At 69.0% G+C, this 19,741-nt stretch carries 21 protein-coding genes; 10 read left to right on the top strand and 11 right to left on the bottom strand.

What is annotated here, in order from left to right; all coding sequences use genetic code 11:
- Positions 1 to 104 precede the first annotated feature (104 nt).
- The 5 genes from proB (at position 105) to leuS (ending at position 6,525) form a co-directional block, all read left to right on the top strand.
- Positions 105 to 1,214 (top strand): glutamate 5-kinase, encoded by a 1,110-nt coding sequence (gene proB, locus BVI061214_RS03600; protein ID WP_053767329.1) that lies wholly within the window; start codon positions 105 to 107, stop codon positions 1,212 to 1,214.
- Positions 1,211 to 2,452: a glutamate-5-semialdehyde dehydrogenase gene (locus BVI061214_RS03595; protein WP_053767328.1), complete on the top strand. Its 1,242-nt coding sequence runs from the start codon at positions 1,211 to 1,213 to the stop codon at positions 2,450 to 2,452. The genes proB and BVI061214_RS03595 overlap by 4 nt, the downstream gene beginning before the upstream one ends.
- Complete coding sequence (locus BVI061214_RS14010) at positions 2,449 to 3,009, top strand: tetratricopeptide repeat protein (RefSeq protein WP_053767327.1); 561 nt, start codon at positions 2,449 to 2,451, stop codon at positions 3,007 to 3,009. Before BVI061214_RS03595 ends, BVI061214_RS14010 begins: the two co-directional genes overlap by 4 nt.
- Positions 3,002 to 3,784: a YhjD/YihY/BrkB family envelope integrity protein gene (locus BVI061214_RS03585; protein WP_053767326.1), complete on the top strand. Its 783-nt coding sequence runs from the start codon at positions 3,002 to 3,004 to the stop codon at positions 3,782 to 3,784. The genes BVI061214_RS14010 and BVI061214_RS03585 overlap by 8 nt, the downstream gene beginning before the upstream one ends.
- A gap of 104 nt (positions 3,785 to 3,888) precedes the next feature.
- The gene (gene leuS, locus BVI061214_RS03580) at positions 3,889 to 6,525 is read left to right on the top strand and encodes a leucine--tRNA ligase (RefSeq protein WP_053767325.1); all 2,637 of its coding nucleotides are present in this window, start codon (positions 3,889 to 3,891) and stop codon (positions 6,523 to 6,525) included.
- On the opposite strand, the gene BVI061214_RS03575 is transcribed toward leuS, so the two are convergent.
- Positions 6,503 to 7,201, bottom strand: coding sequence for a Clp1/GlmU family protein (locus BVI061214_RS03575; RefSeq protein ID WP_053767324.1), 699 nt, complete (start codon positions 7,199 to 7,201; stop codon positions 6,503 to 6,505). The two genes, leuS and BVI061214_RS03575, sit on opposite strands and share 23 nt — an antisense overlap.
- 76 nt (positions 7,202 to 7,277) lie before the next feature.
- On the opposite strand from BVI061214_RS03575, the gene BVI061214_RS03570 reads away from it, so the two are divergent.
- A complete protein-coding gene (locus tag BVI061214_RS03570) occupies positions 7,278 to 8,441 on the top strand; it encodes an acyl-CoA dehydrogenase family protein (protein WP_053767323.1) in 1,164 nt (387 codons plus the stop codon).
- Here BVI061214_RS03570 and rlmN read toward each other — a convergent pair.
- The 7 genes from rlmN to BVI061214_RS03535 form a co-directional block, all read right to left on the bottom strand.
- On the bottom strand, positions 8,410 to 9,459 hold the full coding sequence (gene rlmN, locus BVI061214_RS03565) for a dual-specificity RNA methyltransferase RlmN (RefSeq protein WP_053767322.1): 1,050 nt from the start codon (positions 9,457 to 9,459) through the stop codon (positions 8,410 to 8,412). The two genes, BVI061214_RS03570 and rlmN, sit on opposite strands and share 32 nt — an antisense overlap.
- The gene (locus tag BVI061214_RS03560; RefSeq protein WP_053767321.1) at positions 9,456 to 9,995 is read right to left on the bottom strand and encodes a Uma2 family endonuclease; all 540 of its coding nucleotides are present in this window, start codon (positions 9,993 to 9,995) and stop codon (positions 9,456 to 9,458) included. Before BVI061214_RS03560 ends, rlmN begins: the two co-directional genes overlap by 4 nt.
- Positions 9,996 to 10,004: 9 nt before the next feature.
- The gene (locus tag BVI061214_RS03555; RefSeq protein ID WP_053767320.1) at positions 10,005 to 10,229 is read right to left on the bottom strand and encodes a hypothetical protein; all 225 of its coding nucleotides are present in this window, start codon (positions 10,227 to 10,229) and stop codon (positions 10,005 to 10,007) included.
- A gap of 84 nt (positions 10,230 to 10,313) precedes the next feature.
- Entirely contained in the window at positions 10,314 to 10,985 is a 672-nt protein-coding gene (locus BVI061214_RS03550; protein WP_053767319.1) for a molybdenum cofactor biosynthesis protein, read from the bottom strand.
- Positions 10,975 to 11,877 carry an HrcA family transcriptional regulator gene (locus BVI061214_RS03545; RefSeq protein ID WP_053767318.1) on the bottom strand — a complete coding sequence of 301 codons (903 nt, stop codon included), beginning with the start codon at positions 11,875 to 11,877 and terminating at the stop codon, positions 10,975 to 10,977. The genes BVI061214_RS03550 and BVI061214_RS03545 overlap by 11 nt, the downstream gene beginning before the upstream one ends.
- A gap of 4 nt (positions 11,878 to 11,881) precedes the next feature.
- Entirely contained in the window at positions 11,882 to 12,232 is a 351-nt protein-coding gene (locus tag BVI061214_RS03540) for a P-II family nitrogen regulator (RefSeq protein ID WP_003046313.1), read from the bottom strand.
- A complete protein-coding gene (locus tag BVI061214_RS03535; RefSeq protein ID WP_053767317.1) occupies positions 12,229 to 13,563 on the bottom strand; it encodes an ammonium transporter in 1,335 nt (444 codons plus the stop codon). Before BVI061214_RS03535 ends, BVI061214_RS03540 begins: the two co-directional genes overlap by 4 nt.
- Before the next feature lie 198 nt (positions 13,564 to 13,761).
- Here BVI061214_RS03535 and BVI061214_RS03530 point away from each other — a divergent pair, with 198 nt between their 5' ends.
- Together BVI061214_RS03530 and BVI061214_RS03525 are read left to right on the top strand one after the other, a co-directional pair.
- A complete protein-coding gene (locus tag BVI061214_RS03530; protein ID WP_053767316.1) occupies positions 13,762 to 15,300 on the top strand; it encodes an ATP-binding protein in 1,539 nt (512 codons plus the stop codon).
- 2 nt (positions 15,301 to 15,302) lie between these two features.
- Complete coding sequence (locus BVI061214_RS03525; protein WP_003046319.1) at positions 15,303 to 15,779, top strand: tRNA (cytidine(34)-2'-O)-methyltransferase; 477 nt, start codon at positions 15,303 to 15,305, stop codon at positions 15,777 to 15,779.
- Here the strand turns inward: BVI061214_RS03525 and BVI061214_RS03520 are convergent.
- Positions 15,739 to 16,323, bottom strand: a complete 585-nt coding sequence (locus BVI061214_RS03520; protein WP_053767315.1) for a metallophosphoesterase — start codon at positions 16,321 to 16,323, stop codon at positions 15,739 to 15,741. The two genes, BVI061214_RS03525 and BVI061214_RS03520, sit on opposite strands and share 41 nt — an antisense overlap.
- A gap of 69 nt (positions 16,324 to 16,392) precedes the next feature.
- Between BVI061214_RS03520 and BVI061214_RS03515 the strand changes: the two genes are divergently transcribed.
- Positions 16,393 to 17,274 (top strand): histone deacetylase family protein, encoded by an 882-nt coding sequence (locus BVI061214_RS03515; RefSeq protein WP_053767314.1) that lies wholly within the window; start codon positions 16,393 to 16,395, stop codon positions 17,272 to 17,274.
- On the opposite strand, the gene BVI061214_RS03510 is transcribed toward BVI061214_RS03515, so the two are convergent.
- Together BVI061214_RS03510 and BVI061214_RS03505 are read right to left on the bottom strand one after the other, a co-directional pair.
- On the bottom strand, positions 17,244 to 18,098 hold the full coding sequence (locus BVI061214_RS03510; RefSeq protein WP_053767313.1) for a GNAT family N-acetyltransferase: 855 nt from the start codon (positions 18,096 to 18,098) through the stop codon (positions 17,244 to 17,246). The two genes, BVI061214_RS03515 and BVI061214_RS03510, sit on opposite strands and share 31 nt — an antisense overlap.
- A 9-nt stretch (positions 18,099 to 18,107) precedes the next feature.
- Complete coding sequence (locus BVI061214_RS03505) at positions 18,108 to 18,758, bottom strand: histidine phosphatase family protein (RefSeq protein WP_053767312.1); 651 nt, start codon at positions 18,756 to 18,758, stop codon at positions 18,108 to 18,110.
- Positions 18,759 to 18,775: 17 nt separating this feature from the next.
- Here BVI061214_RS03505 and BVI061214_RS03500 point away from each other — a divergent pair, with 17 nt between their 5' ends.
- Positions 18,776 to 19,693, top strand: a complete 918-nt coding sequence (locus tag BVI061214_RS03500) for a diacylglycerol/lipid kinase family protein (RefSeq protein WP_053767311.1) — start codon at positions 18,776 to 18,778, stop codon at positions 19,691 to 19,693.
- Positions 19,694 to 19,741 lie beyond the last annotated feature (48 nt).

Raw genomic sequence — 19,741 nt, 5'->3', positions numbered from 1 at the left:
ATGGGGGCCCCTGCAAAAGGTTCCTGGGGAAGTTACCAGACATGGTGGGCCGAAGGAAACAGGCACCAAGGGAAAGGGAATGAGAGGTGCTATCCTGGGCCTTAATGCGGCCGGGGCTTTGCGCGAAACGCCTGGTGGTGAAGGTGGGGAGCGCCGTCCTGGCCGGGGAGGGGGGGCTGGACCCGGACGTCATGGGGGAGATCGCCCGCCAGGTGGCCCTTTTGCGCCAGGAGGGGCGGGAGGTGGTTCTGGTCTCCTCGGGGGCGGTGGCGGCGGGCATGGCCCTCATGGGCCTCCCCAGGCCCAAGGACATGCCCAAGAAGCAGGCCCTGGCTGCCATCGGCCAGCCCCTCCTTATGGCCGCCTGGCGGCAGGCCTTCGCCCCCCTGGGCCTCCACGTGGCCCAGGTTCTGCTCACCGCCGAGGACCTCTCCGCCCGGGAGCGCTACCTGAACGCCAAGGCCACCCTTAGGGCCCTTCTGGACCTGGGGGTGGTCCCCATCATCAACGAGAACGACACCGTGGCCTTTCACGAGATCCGCTTCGGGGACAACGACCAGCTTTCCGCCCGGGTGGCCGCTTTGGTAGAGGCGGGGCTTCTCCTCCTCCTTTCCGATGTGGACGCCCTCTACGAGGAGGACCCCAAGCTGAACCCCGGGGCCAGGGCCATCCTCGAGGTGGAGGACGTGGAGAAGGTCCTGGCCCACGCCGGGGGCGGGAACCCCCTGGGGAGCGGGGGGATGCGGAGCAAGCTCCTGGCCGCCAGGCTGGCGGGCCGGGTGGGCATCCCCACCCTCCTCCTCCCCGGCAGGCGGCCCGGGGTCATCCTCGAGGCCCTGAAGGGGGTTCCCATAGGCACCTACTTCCACGCCAGAAGGCGCTACCGCGGGGAGAAGGCCTGGCTCTACGGCCTCCTCCACCCCAAAGGGGAGCTCGTTTTGGACCGGGGGGCGGTGCAGGCCCTCAAGGAGCGGGGGGCGAGCCTCCTTCCCGCCGGCATCAAGGAGGTGCGGGGGCGGTTTTCCCGGGGGGAGGCGGTCCGCCTCCTTACGGAAAGCGGGGAGGAGGTGGGCGTGGGCCTGGCCAACTACGCCTCCGAAGAGGTGGCCCGGATCAGGGGCCGTAAGAGCGGGGAGATTGAGGAGGTCCTGGGCTACCGCTACACCGAGGAGGTGGTCCACCGGGACCACCTGGCCCTGAAGGAGGAAGGATGACGGGCGTGACCCTTTGGCAGCTGGCGGAAAGGGCGAAAAGGAGGCTTCCCGAGATCGCCAAGGGGAGGCGGGACCTGGCCCTTTTGCGGATGGCGGAGCTTCTAGAGGGCCGCTGGGAAGAGGTCCTGAGGGCGAACCGGGAGGACTTAGAGGAGGCGGAAAGGGCCGGGCTTTCCCGGGCCAAGCTGGACCGGTTGGCCCTGAAGGAGAAGGACCTGAAGACCCTCACCGAGGGGCTTCGCCAGATGGCCTCCCTTCCCGACCCCCTGGGCCGGATAGAGGGGCTCGCCAAGCGGCCCAACGGCCTCAGGGTGGGGAGGATGCGGGTGCCCCTGGGCCTCATCGGCTTCATCTACGAGGCCAGGCCCGGGGCCACGGTGGAGGCGGTGGCCGTGGCCCTCAAGGCGGGAAACGCCATGCTCCTTAGGGGCGGTAAGGAGGCCTTCCGCTCCAACCGGGCCCTGGTGGCCCTGTGGCACGAGGCCCTGAGGGAGGCGGGGCTTCCCGAGGAGGCGGTGACCCTGGTGCCCACCACCGACCGGGAGGCCATCCTGGAGATGTGCCGCCTGGAGCTTTTGGACCTCCTGATCCCCAGGGGCGGCGAGGAGCTCATCCGCCTGGTGCAGAAGGAGGCCCGGGTGCCCGTCCTGGCCCACGCGAAGGGGGTCAACCACCTCTACGTGGACGAGGGGGCGGACCTCTCCATGGCCCTGCGGCTGGCGGTGAACGGCAAGACCCAGCGGCCCGCGGTGTGCAACGCCCTCGAGGCCGTCTTGGTCCACGAGAAGGTGGCGGAGGCCTTCTTACCCCTCCTGGAGGAGGCCATGAGGGCCAAAGGGGTGGAGCTCAGGGCCTGCCCTAGGGCCCTTCCCCTCCTTAAGGAGGCGGTCCCCGCCCGGGAGGACGAGTGGGACCGGGAGTACCTGGACCTCGTCCTACGGGTCAAGGTGGTCTCGGGGCTGGAGGAGGCCCTGGACCACATCGCCCGCTATGGCTCCCGCCACACCGAGGCCATCTGCACCGAAGACCCCAGGGCGGCCTGGCGCTTTTTGGAGGAGGTGGACGCCTCCTTGGTCCTCTGGAACGCCTCCACCCGCTTCAACGACGGCTTTGAGCTGGGCCTGGGGGCCGAGATCGGCATCAGCACCTCCAAGCTCCACGCCTACGGGCCCATGGGCCCTATGGAGCTCACCACCCTGAAGTGGGTGGCCCTGGGGGAGGGGCAGGAGCGGGCGTGAAGGGTCTGGCGGAGGCCTGGCGGCTTATAGGGGCGGGGCGCTACGGGGAGGCCGAGGCGCTCCTCGCCCAAGACCCTTCCCCTGAGGCCCGCTTCGTCCTGGGGTATGCCCTGGCCTTCCAGGGAAGGCACGAGGAGGCCCTGGCCCTGTACCGGGCCCTCTACCGGGAATCGGGGAGCCACCGGGCGCTCCACCATGTGGGGATGGTCCTCCGCATGGCGGGTAGGCTAAAGGAGGCCCTCGCCGTCTTTGAGGAGGAAGCCCGCTTCCTTCCCCCTGACCCCCTGGCCCGCTCCGTGAACCTCTACGAGCGGGGCTACATCTGGCTCCTCCTCGGGGAGAAGGGGGAAAGCCTGGCCTTCCTCCGGGAGAGCCTCGCCGAGGCCGAGGCCGCCAAAGACCCCGTGGCCCAGGCCTGCGCTCACCGGGGCCTTTTGGAGTGGCACCTCCGCTTCGGCCAGGAGGAGGAGGCCCAAAGGCACAAGGAGGCGGCCATCCGCCTCTTCCTAAAGGCCGGGGACCCCAAGGGGGCGGAGGAGGTGGAGGGCCTTGCTTAGGGACCTCATCCGGATTTACCAGGAGGCCCACGTCCCCTTCTTCGCCGCCGCTTTGGCCTACTACGCCCTCCTCTCCCTCACGCCCCTCCTCCTCTTTCTGGCGGGCCTCTTTGGGCTCCTCCTCAAGGGGAACCCCACCCTTCAGGCCGAGGTCTTCCAAAGCCTCTCCGAGCTCACCATGGCCCTCTTCCCCGCCCGGCCAGAGCTGGCGGGGGAGACCCTGGCCTTCCTGACCCGAAGCGCCTTCCCCCTCACCCTGGGAAGCGGCCTCCTCCTCCTCTGGTCTGGGAGCAACTTCTTCGCCGCCTTGAGCTACGCCCTGGGCCTCGTCTTCGGGCGCCCCTTTGGCTTCCGCCACCGGTTTTTGGGCCTCCTCATGCCCCCCCTGCTGGCCCTCTCCCTCATCCTCCTTTCCCTCCTGGGGCTTTTCCTGGGGTTTCTCCTGCGCTACCTTCCCCCCGAGTGGCGAAGCCTATTGGGCCCCCTCGAGGCCTTCTTACCCCTTCTTGCTGCCTTTCTCCTTTTCCTCCTCACCTACGCCCTCTTCCGGGGCCTTAGGGGCTTTAGGGACTTCCTGCCCTTAAGCGCCGGGGCGGGGGTGGCCACCCTCCTCTTTGAGGGGGTGCGCCTCCTTCTGCCCAGGCTCCTGCCCCGCTCCCAGTACGAGCTCCTCTACGGGCCCCTGGCGGGCTTCGTCCTGGCCCTTTTGGGCCTTTACCTGGTCCTCTACGCCCTCCTTTTGGGGGCGGTGGTGGCCCGGGCCCTGAGGGCCTAGGGGTATGATGGTTCTATGCGCTGGGCCAGGCTAGCCCCCTAAGTGGGGAGGGGCCTGGCCGTCCCTTCCCAGGGAGGGGAAGGGTTTTTTTGAGGAGGCCGAGGATGGAGAAGTACAACCCCCACGCCATAGAGCCCAAGTGGCAACGTTTCTGGAAAGAGAAGGGCTTCATGAAGGCCAAGGAGGTCCCCGGGAAGAGGGGGAAGCAGTACGTCCTGGTCATGTTCCCCTACCCTTCCGGGGACCTGCACATGGGCCACCTGAAGAACTACACCATGGGGGACGTCCTGGCCCGCTTCCGCAAGGTCCAGGGCTACGAGGTCCTCCACCCCATGGGCTGGGACGCCTTCGGGCTTCCGGCGGAGAACGCCGCCCTTAAGTTCGGCCTCCACCCCCGGGACTGGACCTACGAGAACATCCGCCAGGCCAAGGAGAGCCTGGAGCTCATGGGCATCCTCTACGACTGGGACCGGGAGGTCACCACCTGCGAGCCCGACTACTACCGCTGGAACCAGTGGATCTTCATCAAGATGTGGGAGAAGGGCCTGGCCTACCGGGCGGGGGGGCTGGTCAACTGGTGCCCCAAGTGCCAGACGGTCCTGGCCAACGAGCAGGTGGTGGAAGGGCGGTGCTGGCGGCACGAGGACACCCCCGTGGAGAAGCGGGAACTCACGCAGTGGTACCTCCGCATCACCGCCTACGCCGACCGGCTTTTGCAGGACCTCGAGGGCCTGGACTGGCCGGAGAAGGTCAAGGCCATGCAGAGGGCCTGGATCGGCCGATCGGAGGGGGCGGAGATCCTCTTCCCCGTGGAGGGGAGGGAGGAGCGGATCGCCGTCTTCACCACCCGCCCCGACACCCTCTTCGGGGCCACCTTCATGGTCCTGGCCCCGGAGCACCCCCTCACCCTGGAGCTCGCCGCCCCCGAGCGGCGGGAGGAGGTCCTGGCCTACGTGGAGGCCGCCAAGCGCAAGACGGAGATTGAGCGCCAGGCCGAAGGGAGGGAGAAGACCGGGGTCTTCCTGGGGGCCTACGCCCTAAACCCCGCCACTGGGGAGAGGATCCCCATCTTCACCGCCGACTACGTCCTCTTTGGCTACGGCACCGGGGCCATCATGGCCGTGCCCGCCCACGACCAGAGGGATTACGAGTTCGCCAAGAAGTTCGGCCTCCCCATCAAGAAGGTGGTGGAGCGGCCGGGAGAACCCCTCCCCGAGCCCCTGGAAAGGGCCTACGAGGAGCCCGGCGTTCTGGTGAACTCGGGGCCCTTTGACGGCCTCATGAGTGAGGAGGCCAAGGGGCGGATCACCCGCTGGCTGGAGGAAAAGGGCCTGGGGAAGGCCAGGGTCACCTACCGCCTCCGGGACTGGCTCATCAGCCGCCAGCGCTACTGGGGCACCCCCATCCCCATGGTCCACTGCCCCACCTGCGGCGTGGTGCCCGTCCCCGAGGAAGAGCTTCCCGTCCTCCTCCCCGACCTCAAGGACATTGAGGACATCCGGCCCAAGGGGAAAAGCCCCCTGGAGGCCCACCCCGAGTTCTACGAGACCACCTGCCCCAAATGCGGCGGCCCCGCCAAGCGGGACACCGACACCATGGACACCTTCTTTGACAGCAGCTGGTACTACCTCCGCTACACCGACCCCCACAACGACCGCCTCCCCTTTGACCCCGGGAAGGCCAACTTCTGGATGCCGGTGGACCAGTACATCGGCGGGGTGGAGCACGCCGTGCTGCACCTCCTCTACAGCCGCTTCTTCACCAAGTTCCTCCACGACCTGGGGATGGTGGAGGTGGAGGAGCCCTTCAAGGGCCTCTTCACCCAGGGCATGGTCCTGGCCTGGACGGACTTCGGCCCTGTGGAGGTGGAAGGGGAGAGGGTCCGCCTTCCCGAGCCCACCCGCATCCGCCTGGAGGTCCAGGAAAGGGAGCTTTCCCTGGAGGACGTGAAGAAGATGGGGGCCGAGCTCAGGCCCCACGAGGACGGTACCGTGCACCTCTGGAAGCCCGCGGTGATGAGCAAGTCCAAGGGCAACGGGGTCATGGTGGGGCCCTTCGTGAAGGAGGAGGGGGCCGACATCGCCCGCATCACCATCCTCTTCGCCGCCCCTCCCGAGAACGAGATGGTCTGGACCGAGGAGGGGGTCCAGGGGGCCTGGCGCTTCCTGAACCGGATCTATAGGCGGGTGGCCGAGGACCGCTCCGAGCTGGAGAAGATCTCGGGTAGGTTCCAGAAAGAGGCGCTGGAGGGGGCCGACCGGGAGCTCTACGGAAAGCTCCACGCCACCCTCAAGAAGGTGACGGAGGACCTCGAGGCCCTGCGCTTCAACACCGCCATCGCCGCTCTCATGGAGTTCCTGAACGCCCTCTACGAGTACCGCCGGGAGCGCCCCGTCACCCCCCTCTACCGCACCGCCATCCGCTACTACCTGCAGATGCTCTTCCCCTTCGCCCCCCACCTGGCCGAGGAGCTTTGGCACTGGTTCTGGCCCAATAGCCTCTTTGAGGCGGGCTGGCCCGAGCTGGACCCGGAGGCCCTGGAGAAGGACGTGGTGGAGGTGGCCGTGCAGGTGAACGGCCGGGTGCGGGGCACCATCCAGATCCCCAAGGACGCCCCCCTGGAGGTGGCCCGGGCCGAGGCCCTCAAGGTGAAAAACGTCCAGGCCCACCTGGAGGGCAAGGAGATCGTCAAGGAGATCTACGTCCCGGGCAAGATCCTCAACCTGGTAGTGCGGGGGTAGGGAGGCTTAGGCGGGTGGCCTCGAGGCGGGCCACCTCCCCCTCATGGGGGGTGAGGAAAATCCCCTCCCCCCCTTCCCAGGCCAGGAGCTTCCCGTAGGCCAGGAAGAAGCCTTCGGCGTCCAGGAGGCCGTAGAGCCTCCCGGGCTCGGCGGGGCCTTCCAGGGGAAAGGCCCGGGGTATGGCCCCCTGGAAGTGGGCGAGAAGCCGCTCCAAGCGGGCCCTCCGCCTCTCGGCGGCGGTCTTCCTTCTGGCCTCGGGGAGGGGCTTGGCCAGGCGGAGCCTCAGGTCCTTGCGCCAGCTTAAGGCCTGGTAGAGGGCCTCGGAGCCCAGGATCAGGACCTCGGCGGGGCTTAGGGCGTCCACCTGAAGGAGGCGGTAGGTGGGGTCCAGAAGGCCGTCCGTGTCCCCGATGGCCGGGCTTCCCTTGGGGATGAGGCGGGCCAGGCGCAAGGCGGCCACCAGGGCCTTGGCCTCCACCCCCACCGGGGAAAGCGCCCCCACCAGGGCCCGGCGCACGGGGATAAGCCCGCCCCGGTGCCGGAAGAGGGTGAAGGTCCCGGGCAAGGACCCCTGCCCGGGGTCCAGGTCCAGGAGGTAGGCCTCGCCCGCCCGCTCCAGAAGCCTTTGGGCCAGGGTGGACTTGCCCACGTCCGTGGGGCCCAGGAGGAGGAGCATCGGGAAAGACTCTAGCACGCCCTGTGGTCTGACGCATTTTTGCCATTCGGCAGGAAAGTGTTATACTGACCCCACCATGACCCTGTGGTTTGAGGAAAGCAGAGAGGAGCGGGCAGTCCTGGGGCCCTTGCGGGAGTTCCTGAAGGCGGAGGTGGCCCCGGGGGCGGCGGAGAGGGACCGGACGGGGGCCTTCCCCTGGGACCTGGTGCGCAAGATGGCCCAGTTCGGGGTCTTCGGGGCCACGGTGCCCGAGGCCTACGGGGGCGCCGGCCTCCCCATGCGGCTTTTCGCCCGCATGGTGGAGGAGGTCGCCTACTACGACGGGGCTTTGGCCCTCACCGTGGCCAGCCACAACTCCCTGGCCACGGGCCACATCCTCCTGGCCGGGAACGAGAAGCAGAAGGCGGAGTTCCTGCCAAAGCTGGCCTCGGGGGAGGCCCTGGGGGCCTGGGGCCTGACGGAGCCGGGGGCGGGCTCGGACGCTGCCGCCCTCAAGACCAGGGCCGAGGCCGTGCCCGGGGGGTTTCTCCTAAACGGCACCAAGCAGTTCATCACCCAGGGGAGCGTGGCCGGGGTCTACGTGATCATGGCCCGGACCGACCCGGCCCCAAGCCCGGAGAAGAGGCACCTGGGCATCTCCGCCTTCGCCTTCTTCCGGCCCGAGAAGGGGCTTAGGGTGGGGAGGAAGGAGGAGAAGCTGGGCCTCAACGCCTCGGACACCGCCCAGCTCCTCCTGGAGGACCTCTTCGTCCCCGAGGAGGGGCTTTTGGGCGAGCGGGGGAAGGGCTTTTACGACGTCCTCAGGGTCCTGGACGGGGGCAGGATCGGCATCGCCGCCATGGCCGTGGGCCTGGGCCGGGCGGCCTTGGACTTCGCCCTGCGCCACGCCAAGGAGCGGGAGGCCTTCGGCAGGCCCATCGCCGAGTTCCAGGGGGTGTCCTTCAAGCTGGCGGAGATGGCCACCGAGCTGGAGGCGGCGAGGCTTTTGTACCTCAAGGCGGCCGAGCTCAAGGACGCCGGGAGGCCTTTTGCCCTCGAGGCCGCCCAGGCCAAGCTCTTCGCCAGCGAGGTGGCGGTCAGGGCCTGCGACGAGGCCATCCAGATCCTGGGCGGCTACGGCTACGTCAAGGACTACCCCGTGGAGCGCTACTGGCGGGACGCCCGCCTCACCAGGATCGGGGAGGGGACCAGCGAGATCCTCAAGGTGGTCATTGCCCGGCGTCTTCTAGAAGGGGTGTGAAGGTGAGGGCCTTGGGGGCCTTGAGGGCCAGCTGACCGCAGGCGGCCCCCACGTCCCGGCCCCGGCTCCACCTTATGGAGGTGGGCACTCCCAGGCGCCTAAGCTCCTCGGCGAAGGCCAGGATGCCTGCTTTGGGTGTCCCCTCCACCGGGGCGTTCTCCCAGGGGTTGAAGGGGATCAGGTTCACGTGGGCGCTGATCCCCTTGAGGAGCTTGGCCAGAAGCCGGGCCTGCCAAAGGTGGTCGTTCAGGCCCTTGAGGAGGGTGTACTCAAAGGTGACCCGCCGCTTGGTGCGCTCGTAGTAGCGGCGCACCGCCGCCATGATCTCGGCGATGGGGTAGCGGTGGGCGGTGGGGATGATCTTCCGCCTGGTCTCGTCGTCGGGGGCGTGGAGGGAGAGGGCCAGGCGCACGCCCACGTCCTCTTCCGCCAGGCGCAGGATGCCCCGGGGGATGCCCACGGTGGAGAGGGTGATGCGCCTTGGGCTCATGGCCAGGGCTTTGGGGTGGAGCATGACCCGGATGGCCTTGAGGACGTTCGTGAGGTTCAGGAGGGGCTCCCCCATGCCCATGAGGACCACGTTGCGGATCTCCCTGGGGGAGAGGCCCTGGTGGTGGGCGATGGCGAGAAGCTGGGAGAGGATCTCCGCCGCGGTCAGGTTCCGCCCAAAGCCCAAGGCCCCGGTGGCGCAGAAGGTGCACCCGGCGGGGCAGCCCACCATGCTGGAGAGGCAGACCGTCTTGCGGTTCTGGTAGGGCATGTAGACGGCCTCGGTCTTCTTCCCGTCCAGGAGGGTGAAGAGGTACTTGACGCTCCCGTCCTTGCTGGGGTAGGCCTCCACCAGCTGGAACTCGCTCACGCGCCACTCCCTGACCAAAGCCTCCCGCAGGCCCTTGGGGAGGTCGGTCATCTCGGCGAAGTCCAGGACCCCTCGGGCGAAGACCCAGTGGGCGATCTGGGCCTTGCGGTAGCCCTCGCCGGGGAACTCTTCGGGGAAAAGCTCCAGGATGGGTTTCACGCCACGCCCTCGTAGATGGCGTCTAGAGGCACAGGGCCTTCCAGGCGGGGTAGGTGGAGGACCTCTCCCAGGGCCTCCTCCTGGAAGCCCTCCGGGGTCCTGCGGTATAGGGTTCCGCCTCGGGTTTCGCTTTGGAGGATGAGGTAGCCCTCCAAGCTAGGTAGGCGGAGGTAACGGGCGAGCTTTTCCCGCCAGTCCTGGGCCTCGGTGCTGGGTGAAAGGACCTCCACCACCAAGCAAGGAGCGGTCTCGTAGAGGGGATGGGCCTTGGGGCCGCAGACCACCATCACATCGGGGTAGTAAAAGGTGTCCTCGGAAAGCTTGAGCTTCACCGTCTCGCTGTAGACCCGGCACCCCTTGGCCCGGGCCAGGGGTTTGAGGAGGGCCACCAGGTTGGTGACGATGAGGTTGTGGTCCAGGCCCGCCCCGGCCATGGCGTAGGGGATCCCCTCAAGAAGCTCGTGGCGAAGGGGGCTTTTCCTTTCCAGGGCCAGGTACTCTTCCTCGGTTAGGGGGCGCAGGGCCCGTTCGGTCATCTTCCCATTCTAGCGCAGGCGGCCGTAGCCTAAAAGCAGGCCCAGGAGGAGGAAGAAAAGCCCCAGGGGCCTGGGGCGGGCCAGAAAGCCCAGGAAGACCCCGAAGAGGAGGAGGCCCAGGGCCACCCGGCCCCGGCCCTCCCGGTAGGCCCTTCCCGAGAGGAAGCCCAGGAGGAGGGGCAGGGCCCAGAGGGCGAGGAGGAGGATAAAGGCGACGGCGGTGAAAGAGGTCATGCCCTTGCTTCCCGTTTCCCTTCCTGGGCCTCGGATGCGCTCCTTTGGGGCCCCCAGGCTGGCTTGGGCCAGCCTGGGATGGTATCAAAGCCGCCCTTCCTCCGGGGCGAAGCCCTCCACCCAGAAGCTTCCGTCCTGGCGGTGCTCCTTCTTCCAGACCGGGAGGACCTGCTTGACCCGGTCAATGGCGTACTGGCAGGCGGCGAAGGCCTCCTTGCGGTGGCGGGCCGAGACCACGATGGCGATGGAGGCCTCCCCGGGGTCCACCCGACCCAAGCGGTGCCAGAGGGCCACCCGGCCCAGGGGCCAGCGGGCCCGCATCTCGCCGATGATCTCCGCCATGACCCTTTCCGCCATCTCCGGGTAGGCCTCGTACTCCAAATAGGCCACCTCCTCTCCCCGGTTGGGGCTTCGGGTGGTGCCCAGGAAGCTCACCACCGCCCCGTACTCGGGGGCCGTGGCCCAGTCCACCAGGGCCTTCAGGTCCAAGGGTTCATGGGTGAGGCCGAAGCTGTCCTGCCCCCCCGAGACCGGGGGCAGGAAGGCCACCTCGTCGCCCTCCCTTAGGGGGGTTTCCCCCTGGGCCAGGGCCTGGTTCACGGCGGCCATGCCCCCCTGGAGGGAGAGGCCGGGGAAAAGCCTTTCCAGGGCCTCTTTGGCGTCCTTTACCCGGGCGCCTTCGGGAAGGTCCAGGTGGAGGCGGTCCTGGCCCGCCTGCTCCCGGTACAGGGCGAAGAGGCGCACCTCAACCCGCATGGGTACCAGTATAGACCTGGGAGAGGCTCTGGGCCACGGAGAGGGCCTCCGGGTAGCGCATCCGCATGGGGCCCAAAAGGACCAGCTCCCCCTGCCACTCCCCCTGCTCCAGGCCCGCCTGCACCTGGGCCAGCCCCTCCACCTCCCCCACCCGCACGTCCACCCGGCCCGGGGGGGTGAGGAGGTCCTCCTCGCCCCGCTCGTAGAGGCGGACCAGGCGCTCCAGGAAGCCTGGGTCCTGGGCCTCGGGCTCCTTGAGGACCTGGGCGAGGCCCTCCCGATAGGTGAGGGAAAGCCCGGCGGAAAGGGCCCGGCCCAGGAGGGCGAAGAGGTCCTCGAGGCCCTTGGGGGCCTCGGGAAGCTCCCGGAAGGGCCGGGAGAGGGCCTCCTCCGCCTCCCGAAGTTTCTCCTTGGGCAGGGTGTGGGGAAGCCGGACCTCCCGCACCCTGCCTCCCTCCAGCACCGCCACGGCCAAAGTGCCCTCGGGGAGAGGGGAGAAGTGGATCTGGAGGACCTTTGGGGCCCGCTTGGGGCGGAGGCGGAGCAGGGCGGGGTAGCCGGAAAGCCCCGAGGCCATCTTCACCAGGAAGAGCTCGGGCTCACGGGCCCCCTCCAGGGCCCTCAGGAGGCTTTCTTGGGTGGTCTTGGGAAGGGGAGCGGGGGGAAGGAGGGAGAGGGCGTACTGGCGGTAGGCTTGGCGGGTGGGCACCCTTCCCGCGGAAGCGTGGGGCTTGCTGAGGTAGCCCATCTCCTCGAGGGCGATGAGCTCGTACCGGGCCAGGGCGGGGCTAAGGCCCAGGGCCTCGGCGAGCCTCGCCGAGGGCACCGGAGCCTTGGTCCTTATGTACACCTCCACCAGGTGGTGGAGAATCCGCCGCTGCCTGGCCGTCACACCCCTATTGTACCGGGGTCACGGCCGCCTCGTCCTCCTCGCCGGTGCGGATGCGGTAGACCTTCTCTACGGGGATGACGAAGACCTTTCCGTCCCCTACTTCCCCGGTGCGGGCCGCCTTCAGGATGGCCTCCACCGTGGGCTTGACGAAGGGCTCGGAGACCCCGATCTCCAGGCGCACCTTCTCGTGGAGCTCCATCTTCACCGTGGTGCCCCGGTAGGTCTCCACCTTTTCCGTCTCCCCACCGTGCCCCTGGACCCGGCTGATGGTAAGCCCGCGCACCTCCGCCTTGAAGAGGGCTTCCAGGACCTCGTTGAGCTTTTCCGGACGGATGATGGCCACAACCAGCTTCATGCTTTACCTCCCGCAGGCTTGGGGGCAGGGGGTAGACCCTCGGAGAGCACCAGGATGGCCCCTTCCCCGCTGGCATAGGCCTCTTCCCCGTGCTGGGCCACGTCCAGCCCCGCGCCCTCCTCCTTGGGGGTTGCCCGCAAGGGGGTGAAGAGCCCCACCAGTTTGAGGAGGAGGAAGGTGCCCAGGGCGGAGTAGAGGATGGCCACGCCCACCGCCACCGCCTGGACGAAGAGCTGCCCCGGGTTCCCGAAGAGGAGCCCGTCCGCCACCCCGTTCCAGGCCTTTTCCGCCAGGATGCCGGTGAGGAGGGCTCCGGTGATCCCCGCCAGGCCGTGGGCCCCAAAGACGTCTAGGGCGTCGTCCAGCCGGGTCCTGGGGCGGTAGAGGAGGAAGAAGTAGCTGGGGAGGGCGCTGAGGCCACCCAGGACCAGGGCGGAAAGGGGAGAGACGAAGCCCGCCGCCGGGGTGATGGCCACCAGGCCCACGATGATGGCTGTGGCTGCGCCCACCGCCGTGGCTTTTCCGGTGCGCAGGAGGTCCAGGAGAATCCAGACCGCCAGGGTGGCCGCCGGGGCCAGAAGGGTGTTCACGAAGGCCAAGGCGGCGATCTCGCTGGCGGCCAGGGCGCTACCCCCGTTGAAGCCGAACCAGCCGAACCAGAGGAGGGCGGCCCCCAAGAGGGTGAAGGGGACGCTGTGGGGCAGGATGGCCTGGCGGCCGTAGTCCTTCCGGGCGCCCAGGACCATGGCCCCCACCAGCCCGGCGATGCCGGCGTTGATGTGGACCACCGTCCCGCCGGCGAAGTCCAAAGCCCCCATCTCGCCCAAGAACCCCCCGCCCCAGACCCAGTGGGCCAGGGGAGCGTAGACCAAGAGCCCCCATAGGGTGAGGAAGGCCAGGTAGGCGGGAAAGCGCATCCTTTCTACCAGGGAGCCTGAGACCAAAGCGGCGGTGAGGATGGCGAAGGTGCCCTGGAAGGCCATGAAGAGGAGATGGGGGATGCTCCCCTTGGCCTCGAGGCCCACCCCCTGAAGGAGGGCGTGGCCGAGCCCCCCTATCCAAGGGCTTCCCTCGGCGAAGGCCAGGCTGTACCCCAAAAGGGCCCAGCCCACCCCCACGAAGGCCAGGGCGGCAAAGCTCATCATCATGGTGTTTAAGGCGTTCTTGCTCCGCACCAACCCCCCGTAGAAGAAGGCCAGGGCCGGGGTCATGAGGAGGACCAGGGCCGTGGATACCAGCATCCAGGCCGTGTCCGCCCCGTTGATCCCCTCCGCCGAGGCCACGCCTGCTAGCCCTACTGCCGCTATGCCTATGAGGGTTTTCTTCCGCATACCCACCCCCTTGGGGGTTAGGGTAGAGGAGGGTGTGCAAAATGTCAAGCGTAATGTTGACAGTTGGCAAAGGCTATCCGCACACATAGCGGTGTACTTGGCCCATAGCGCGCATAGCGTTAAGCAAAAGCCGGGCATTAGGTCGCTTCTTCCGGAACACCGACTCCAAGAGTCTTCCCTTTCCGTAAACTGGAGGCCGTGACGTGGGAGGAGCTGGCCCAACGCCTGGCCGCGGGGCAGGACGAGCGGACCCTCTTCCTGCCCCCCGACCTCTCCCCGGAGGAGCTGGCCCGCTACGCCGCCGGCCTGGCCAACCACAAGGGGGGAACCATCTTCCTGGGGGTGAGCCCGGAGGGGCGGGTGCTGGGGGCCTCCGAGATCCACCCCCTGCAGATCACCCACGCCCTCTTCGGGCTCACCCAAGGCCTCCTGCTCCCTTACGTGGAGGTGGTGGAGGGCCCCGAGGGGCGGGTCATCGCCCTCCACGTGCCCCAAAGCCCGGCGGCCGTCTCCGTGGGGGCGGGCCGGGTGCCCTTCTGGGACGGCAAGCGCCTCACGGAGCTCAAGCTAGGCCAGGCCCTACCCGAGCCCGACTTCACCGCCCAGGTCCTGCCGGCGGCCAGCCTCTCCGACCTGGACCCTGTGGAGGTGCTGAGGCTCAGGCGCATCCTGGAGGAAAGGGGGAGCAACCTGGCGGCTTTGCCCGACCTGGAGCTCCTCTTCGCCCTGGGCCTTCTGGCGCGGGTGGAGGGGGAGGACCGCCCCACGGTGGCCGGCCTCCTTCTGGCGGGAACCCCTTTAGCCCTGCGCCGCCTCCTGCCCCAGGCGGAGGTGAGCTACTACCACCACGAGGGGGAGGAGGGGTACCGCTTCCGGGAGGACATCCTGAGGCCCATCCCCGCCCTTTTGGAGCGGCTTAGGGACCTGATCCAGGCCCGGAACCGGGTCCGCTACCTCACCGTGGGGCTTTTCCGCCTCGAGGTCTGGGACTACGACCAGGAGGTCTACCGGGAGGCCCTTCTGAACGCCTTGGTCCACCGGGACTGGCAAAGCCAGGACGCCATCCAGGTCCACCACCACCCGGACCGGCTGGAGGTCTCCAACCCCGGGGGCTTTCCCCCCGGCATCACCCCGGAGAACGTCCTCCGCCACCCCCCCAAGAGGCGGAACCCCCGGCTGGCCGAGGCCCTCTACCGCCTGGGCTACGTGGAGCGGGCGGGGAGCGGGGTGGACAAGATGTACCGCCTCCTCCTCAAGTACGGCAAGGAGCCCCCGGAGTACCGCCTCTACCCCGATGCCCTCACCCTGGTCCTCTACAACCCCGAGCTGGACGAGGCCTTCGTGCGGGAGCTGGCCGAGGCCCAGGAGCGCTTTGGGGCCTTCAGCCTGGACCACCTGATCGCTTTGGCCCACCTGAAGCGGGTGGGGGAGGCGGGGCTTGCTGAGCTGGCCAAGGCCCTCCAGCTCCCCGAGGAGGCCGCCAGGCGGGTCCTTTCCCGGATGGAGCGCATGGGGCTGGTGCGCCGGGAAGGAGGAGGCTACCGCCTGGCCAGGCGGGACCCCCTGGAGGAGAGGCTTCTCGCCCGTATGGACCGGCCCATGAGCCGGCGGGAGGTGGAGGCCCTCTTGGGGCTATCCCCCAAGGGCGCCTTGGCCCTTCTGAAGAGGCTGGTCCTCGAGGGCCGCCTGGAGCGCCTGGGCCGGGGCCCCGCCACCCGGTACGGGAAGCGGGGGTAAAGGTGGTCCACCTGGTCCTCTTTCAGCCGGAGATCCCGCAAAACGCCGGCAACGTGGCCCGCACCGCCGCCGCTTTGGGCTTCCCCCTCCACCTCATCCGCCCCCTGGGCTTCCGCCTTTCCCACCCCGGCCTCAAGCGGGCGGGCCTGGACTACTGGCCTTACGTGGACCTCAGGGTCCACGATACCTGGGAGGCCTTTTTGGCGGCTCTGCCCCCGGGGGCCAGGGTCTTGGCCTTCAGCGCCCGGGGCGAAAGGAACCTCTACCAGGCCCGCTTTCAGGAGGGGGATTACCTGCTCTTCGGCCCCGAGACCCGGGGGCTTCCCCCGGAGGTCCTGGGCCGCTTCCCGAGCCTTTACATCCCCATGCCGGGGCCCGTGCGCTCCCTGAACCTGGCGGTGGCCGTGGGGGTGGCCGCCTACGAGGCCTACCGCCAGCTCAGGGAAGCTGGACCAGGGCGTACCCCTGGGCGTGGATGACCTCCACCCCCAGGAGGGTGCGGTGGCGCCGCTCGGGGTTGGCTCCGAGGAGGGGGGTGTGGCCGTGGACGTGGAGCCGGGGGCGGAAGAGGCGGTGGAAGAGGAGGAAGGCGGAGGCCCCCCGGTGGGCGAAGTCCTCCCCGGCCGTGGGCCCCGGGGGCGGGGCGTGGGTGAGGAGGACGTCTACCCCGTGGCCCCTTAGAAGCCTCCGGGGAAAGGCTACGGGGAAGGGCTTCAGGGCCAGGTGGAAGAGCTCCCCCGGGGCGAGCTGCCCCTCCCCCTCCCGGTAGCGGGGAACGCCCCCGATGCCGTAGAGGAGGAGCCCACGGTAGCGGAAAAGCCGGCCGTGGAGGTTGACCACCCCCCCGGGCCGCTTCCGCCTTCCCTCCTCCCACACCCACTCCTCCCCGTGGTTTCCGGGCACGAAGAGGACGGGCACCCGGACCTTGGTGGCCACGTACTCCAGGTACGCCCCGGGCAGGTCCCCCGCCGCCAGGACCAGGTCAAAGGGGGGGAGGTTTTCGGGAAAGCGGGGGGAGTAGATGTGGGGGTGGGCCTGGTCGGAGAGAAGGAGGAGGCGTACGCTGCTCCCTCATTCTGCCAAAATGGGGGCGTGCAGGCCTACTCCACGGCCCACCTCTCCCTGGACTTGCCCGAGGGGCACCCCTTCCCCCTCTACAAGTACCGGGGGGTGGCCGAGGCCCTAAAGGGTCTCGTCCCCATCCTCCCCGCCCCCGAGGTCCCCCGGGAGGCCCTCTTCCTGGCCCACGAGGCCTCTTACCTGGAAAAGCTTTTCCGGGAAGGGCTTTCCCGCCAGGAGTCCTTAAGGCTTGGCCTCCCCTTCAGCCCAGGCCTTCTGAAGCGGGCCCTACACGCGGCGGGGGGGACCTTGATGGCTGCGGAGGACGCCCTTAGGACGGGCCTCGGCCTCAACCTGGCCGGGGGCACCCACCACGCCTTTCCCGACCGGGCCGAGGGGTACAGCCTCTTCAACGACGTGGCCGTGGCCGTCCGCTGGCTCAGGGCGAGGGGCTTTTGGGGGAGGGTCTTGGTGGTGGACCTGGACGCCCATCAGGGGAACGGCACCGCCTTCTTCTTCCGGGACGACCCCACGGTCTACACCCTCTCCCTCCACGGGGAGCGCAACTACCCCCTGAAGAAGGAGAAGGGCGACCTGGACGTGGGCCTGCCGGACGGGGTGGGGGACGAGGCTTACCTGAGGGCCCTGGACGAGGCCCTGGAAAAGGCAGAGGCCTTCCGCCCCCACCTGGTCTTCTACAACGCCGGGGTGGACGTGCTAAAGGGGGACCGCTTCGGCAGGCTGGCCCTTTCCCCCGAGGGCGTGAAGCGGCGGGATGCCCGCGTTTTCCGCCTGGTCAGGGCCCTGGGGGTCCCCCTGGTGGTGGTCATGGGCGGGGGGTACAACCGCGACCCCCGCCTCACCGTGGAGGCCCACGCCGCCACCTACCGCCTGGCCCTGAGTTCCTTGGCGTAGGTGGCCACGGCCTCCTCGAGGCTGAAGCCCAGGTTGCGGTAAAGCTCTAGGGCCCCGGTCTCGTGGTCGTGGGCCCGGACCCGGAGGAGACCCGCCCCCTTCTTCTCGGCCAGCCGGGCCGCCTCGGCCAGAAGGGCCCGGCCGATGCCCTGGCCCCGGGCCTTGGGGACGACCCCGATGTAGGCCACGCTGGCCTCGTTCCCCTCCACCTCCACCTCGGCCATGCCCACGGGCTCCTCCCCCTGGTAGGCCACCAGGAGGTGGACGTGGGGCTCGGCGAAGTGCTCTTCCAGCTCCTCGTCCGTCCACTTGAGCCTCAGGGCCCAGCCCTCCTCGCTTTCCCGGTAGAGCTCCCGGTAGACCCCTGCCCCGGGGAAGCCCTTCTTGATGCGCACGCCCTTGGGGGGCGGGTAGTCCAGGCCCTTGGGGTTTTTCACGAAGAAGTAGGTGGTGTGGAGGAGGTCGTACCCCGCCGCCTCCAGGACCTCCCGCAGGGGACGGTTGGCCTCCTGGGGAAAGGCGTAAAGCCGCTCCACGCCAAGCTCCAGGGCCCGGGCCTCGGCGGCCTGGAGGAGGGCGGGGAGGTCCTCCTTGCGGTAGGCCAGAGGCCCTTCCAAAGCGGCCCCATCCCAGAAGGGGTAGAGGCCCACGTCCCCCTCCACCCGCCCCTCCCGCTCCAGGACCAGGCCGTCCTCCAGCTCCTCGGCCAGGCCCTCGAGGTCCCGGGCCTCCGGGGCCAGGACTCCCCGCTCGGGGCTCTCGTCCATGTGGCGCAGGAGCTCAAGAAGCCCCGGAAGGTCCTTTCTGGCCACGGGCCGGATCATGCCCTCAGTTTACCCCCCCGACCGGGGGCAGATGTCCAGGTTCAGGGCCTTGACCACCCCTTCCTCCCCGTAGAAGTCCACCACGGAAAGCCGGGCGTAGTCCTGCTCCAGCCGAAGGCCCTCCTCCGGGGGAAGGGGCAGGGCCAGGCTCAGCGCGGCCCGGTTCACCGTGCAGTTCCCGATCACCAGGATGGCCTGGCCCCGGTGCTTCTCCAGAAGACCCCGCACCGCCCGCTTCCCCCTTTCCCAGGCCGCCCTTAGGCTTTCCCCTCCCGGCGGGGCGAAGCCCGCTTCGTCCAGAAGCCAGGCCTGCACTTCTTGGGGAAAGCGGGCCTCCAACTCGGCGAAGCTCCTTCCCTCCCAGGCCCCCCAGCTCCTTTCGCGAAGCTCGGGCAGGAGGGCGTACCCTACGCCCAGGGCCTCGGCGAGGAGCCTCGCCGCCTCCCTTTCCGCCAGGCTGTCCGCGCTGTAGACGTGGGCCACAGGGTGGGCCTTCAGGAGGGGAAGGAGGGCCAGGAGGGCTTCCTTTCCTTCCCGGGACAGGGGGAGGCCCGGGTGGCTGTAGAGGAGGTGGTGGGGGTTCTCCACGGGCCCCGCCCGGGTAAGGAGGAGGGTGGTCTTGGGGTGGGGGCCTTTGAGGAAGTGGCCTAAGAGGCCCATGCCCGTAGAATACGGGGGTGGAAAGGTGGGTCATCGTGAACCCGGCGGCGGGCCGGGGGAGGGTGGGGCGGCTTTCCGGGGCCATCCTGAAGGCGGCCCGGGAGCAGGGGGCCAGGGCCTTCCTCACCGAGGGCCCGGGCCACGCCACCGAGATCGCCCGGGAGGCGCCCGAGGGGGCCCGGGTGGTGGCCGTGGGCGGCGACGGCACCGTGCACGAGGTCCTGAAGGGCCTGGCGGGGACGGGCAAGGTCCTGGGCGTGGTCCCCATCGGGAGCGGCAACGATTTCGCCCGGATGCTGGGGCTTAGGGGCCTTCCCTGGCGGGAGGCCCTGGAGCACGCCCTCTTCGCCCCCGAGGAGGCCGTGGACCTGGGCCTGGTGAACGGGGAGGCCTTCGGGGCCTTTTTGGGCATCGGCTTTGACGCCCTGGTGGCCAAGAGGGCTCTGGCCGCCCCCTCCTTCCTGCGGGGCATGCCCCGCTACCTCTACGCCCTCTTCTCCGTCCTCAAGGACCTCCGCCTGCCCGAGGGCCGGGTTCTTGTGGACGGGGAGGAGGTCCACCGAGGAAAGATGCTCCTCCTGGCCGCCATGAACGGGCCCGCCTACGGAGGCGGCATCCCCATCGCCCCCATGGCCGACCCCAGGGACGGCCTCCTCTCCCTGGTTCTGGCCCGGGAGCTTTCCCGGCTGGGCGTGGTCCTCATCCTGCCCAGCCTCCTTTTGGGCCGGCACCTGGGCCACCCCCAGATCCTCTTCCTCGCCGGGCGGGAGGTGGCGGTGGAGTTCCCCCACCCCGTGCCCGCCCACGCCGACGGGGAGCTTCTTCCCGAGGCTTCCCGATACCGGGCGGAGGTGAAGCCCCTGGGGCTTAGGGTCGTGGGGAGGCGGGCCCTGGCCGGGGGGGAGAAGCCAGCGGCAAAGCCCGCACCGGCTTAAGTACCCCACCGCGGCTTTGGCCGCGGTGGGGGCACCAGAAAAGGCCTT

The organism is Thermus aquaticus (assembly GCF_001280255.1).
GTDB classification, from domain to species: Bacteria; Deinococcota; Deinococci; order Deinococcales; family Thermaceae; genus Thermus; species Thermus aquaticus.
The sequence above is the reverse complement of the archived record's forward strand: the minus strand, read 5'-3'. Positions and strand labels throughout refer to the sequence as shown.

What these genes read in the sequence shown, in the direction of transcription:
- proB (WP_053767329.1), top strand. Translation starts at nt 105, where the DNA reads ATGCGGCCGGGGCTTTGCGCGAAACGCCTGGTGGTGAAGGTGGGGAGC.
- BVI061214_RS03595 (WP_053767328.1), top strand. Translation starts at nt 1,211, where the DNA reads ATGACGGGCGTGACCCTTTGGCAGCTGGCGGAAAGGGCGAAAAGGAGG.
- leuS (WP_053767325.1), top strand. Translation starts at nt 3,889, where the DNA reads ATGGAGAAGTACAACCCCCACGCCATAGAGCCCAAGTGGCAACGTTTC.
- BVI061214_RS03575 (WP_053767324.1), bottom strand. Translation starts at nt 7,201, where the DNA reads ATGCTCCTCCTCCTGGGCCCCACGGACGTGGGCAAGTCCACCCTGGCC.
- BVI061214_RS03570 (WP_053767323.1), top strand. Translation starts at nt 7,278, where the DNA reads ATGACCCTGTGGTTTGAGGAAAGCAGAGAGGAGCGGGCAGTCCTGGGG.
- BVI061214_RS03560 (WP_053767321.1), bottom strand. Translation starts at nt 9,995, where the DNA reads ATGACCGAACGGGCCCTGCGCCCCCTAACCGAGGAAGAGTACCTGGCC.
- BVI061214_RS03555 (WP_053767320.1), bottom strand. Translation starts at nt 10,229, where the DNA reads ATGACCTCTTTCACCGCCGTCGCCTTTATCCTCCTCCTCGCCCTCTGG.
- BVI061214_RS03550 (WP_053767319.1), bottom strand. Translation starts at nt 10,985, where the DNA reads ATGCGGGTTGAGGTGCGCCTCTTCGCCCTGTACCGGGAGCAGGCGGGC.
- BVI061214_RS03540 (WP_003046313.1), bottom strand. Translation starts at nt 12,232, where the DNA reads ATGAAGCTGGTTGTGGCCATCATCCGTCCGGAAAAGCTCAACGAGGTC.
- BVI061214_RS03535 (WP_053767317.1), bottom strand. Translation starts at nt 13,563, where the DNA reads ATGCGGAAGAAAACCCTCATAGGCATAGCGGCAGTAGGGCTAGCAGGC.
- BVI061214_RS03510 (WP_053767313.1), bottom strand. Translation starts at nt 18,098, where the DNA reads ATGATCCGGCCCGTGGCCAGAAAGGACCTTCCGGGGCTTCTTGAGCTC.
- BVI061214_RS03505 (WP_053767312.1), bottom strand. Translation starts at nt 18,758, where the DNA reads ATGGGCCTCTTAGGCCACTTCCTCAAAGGCCCCCACCCCAAGACCACC.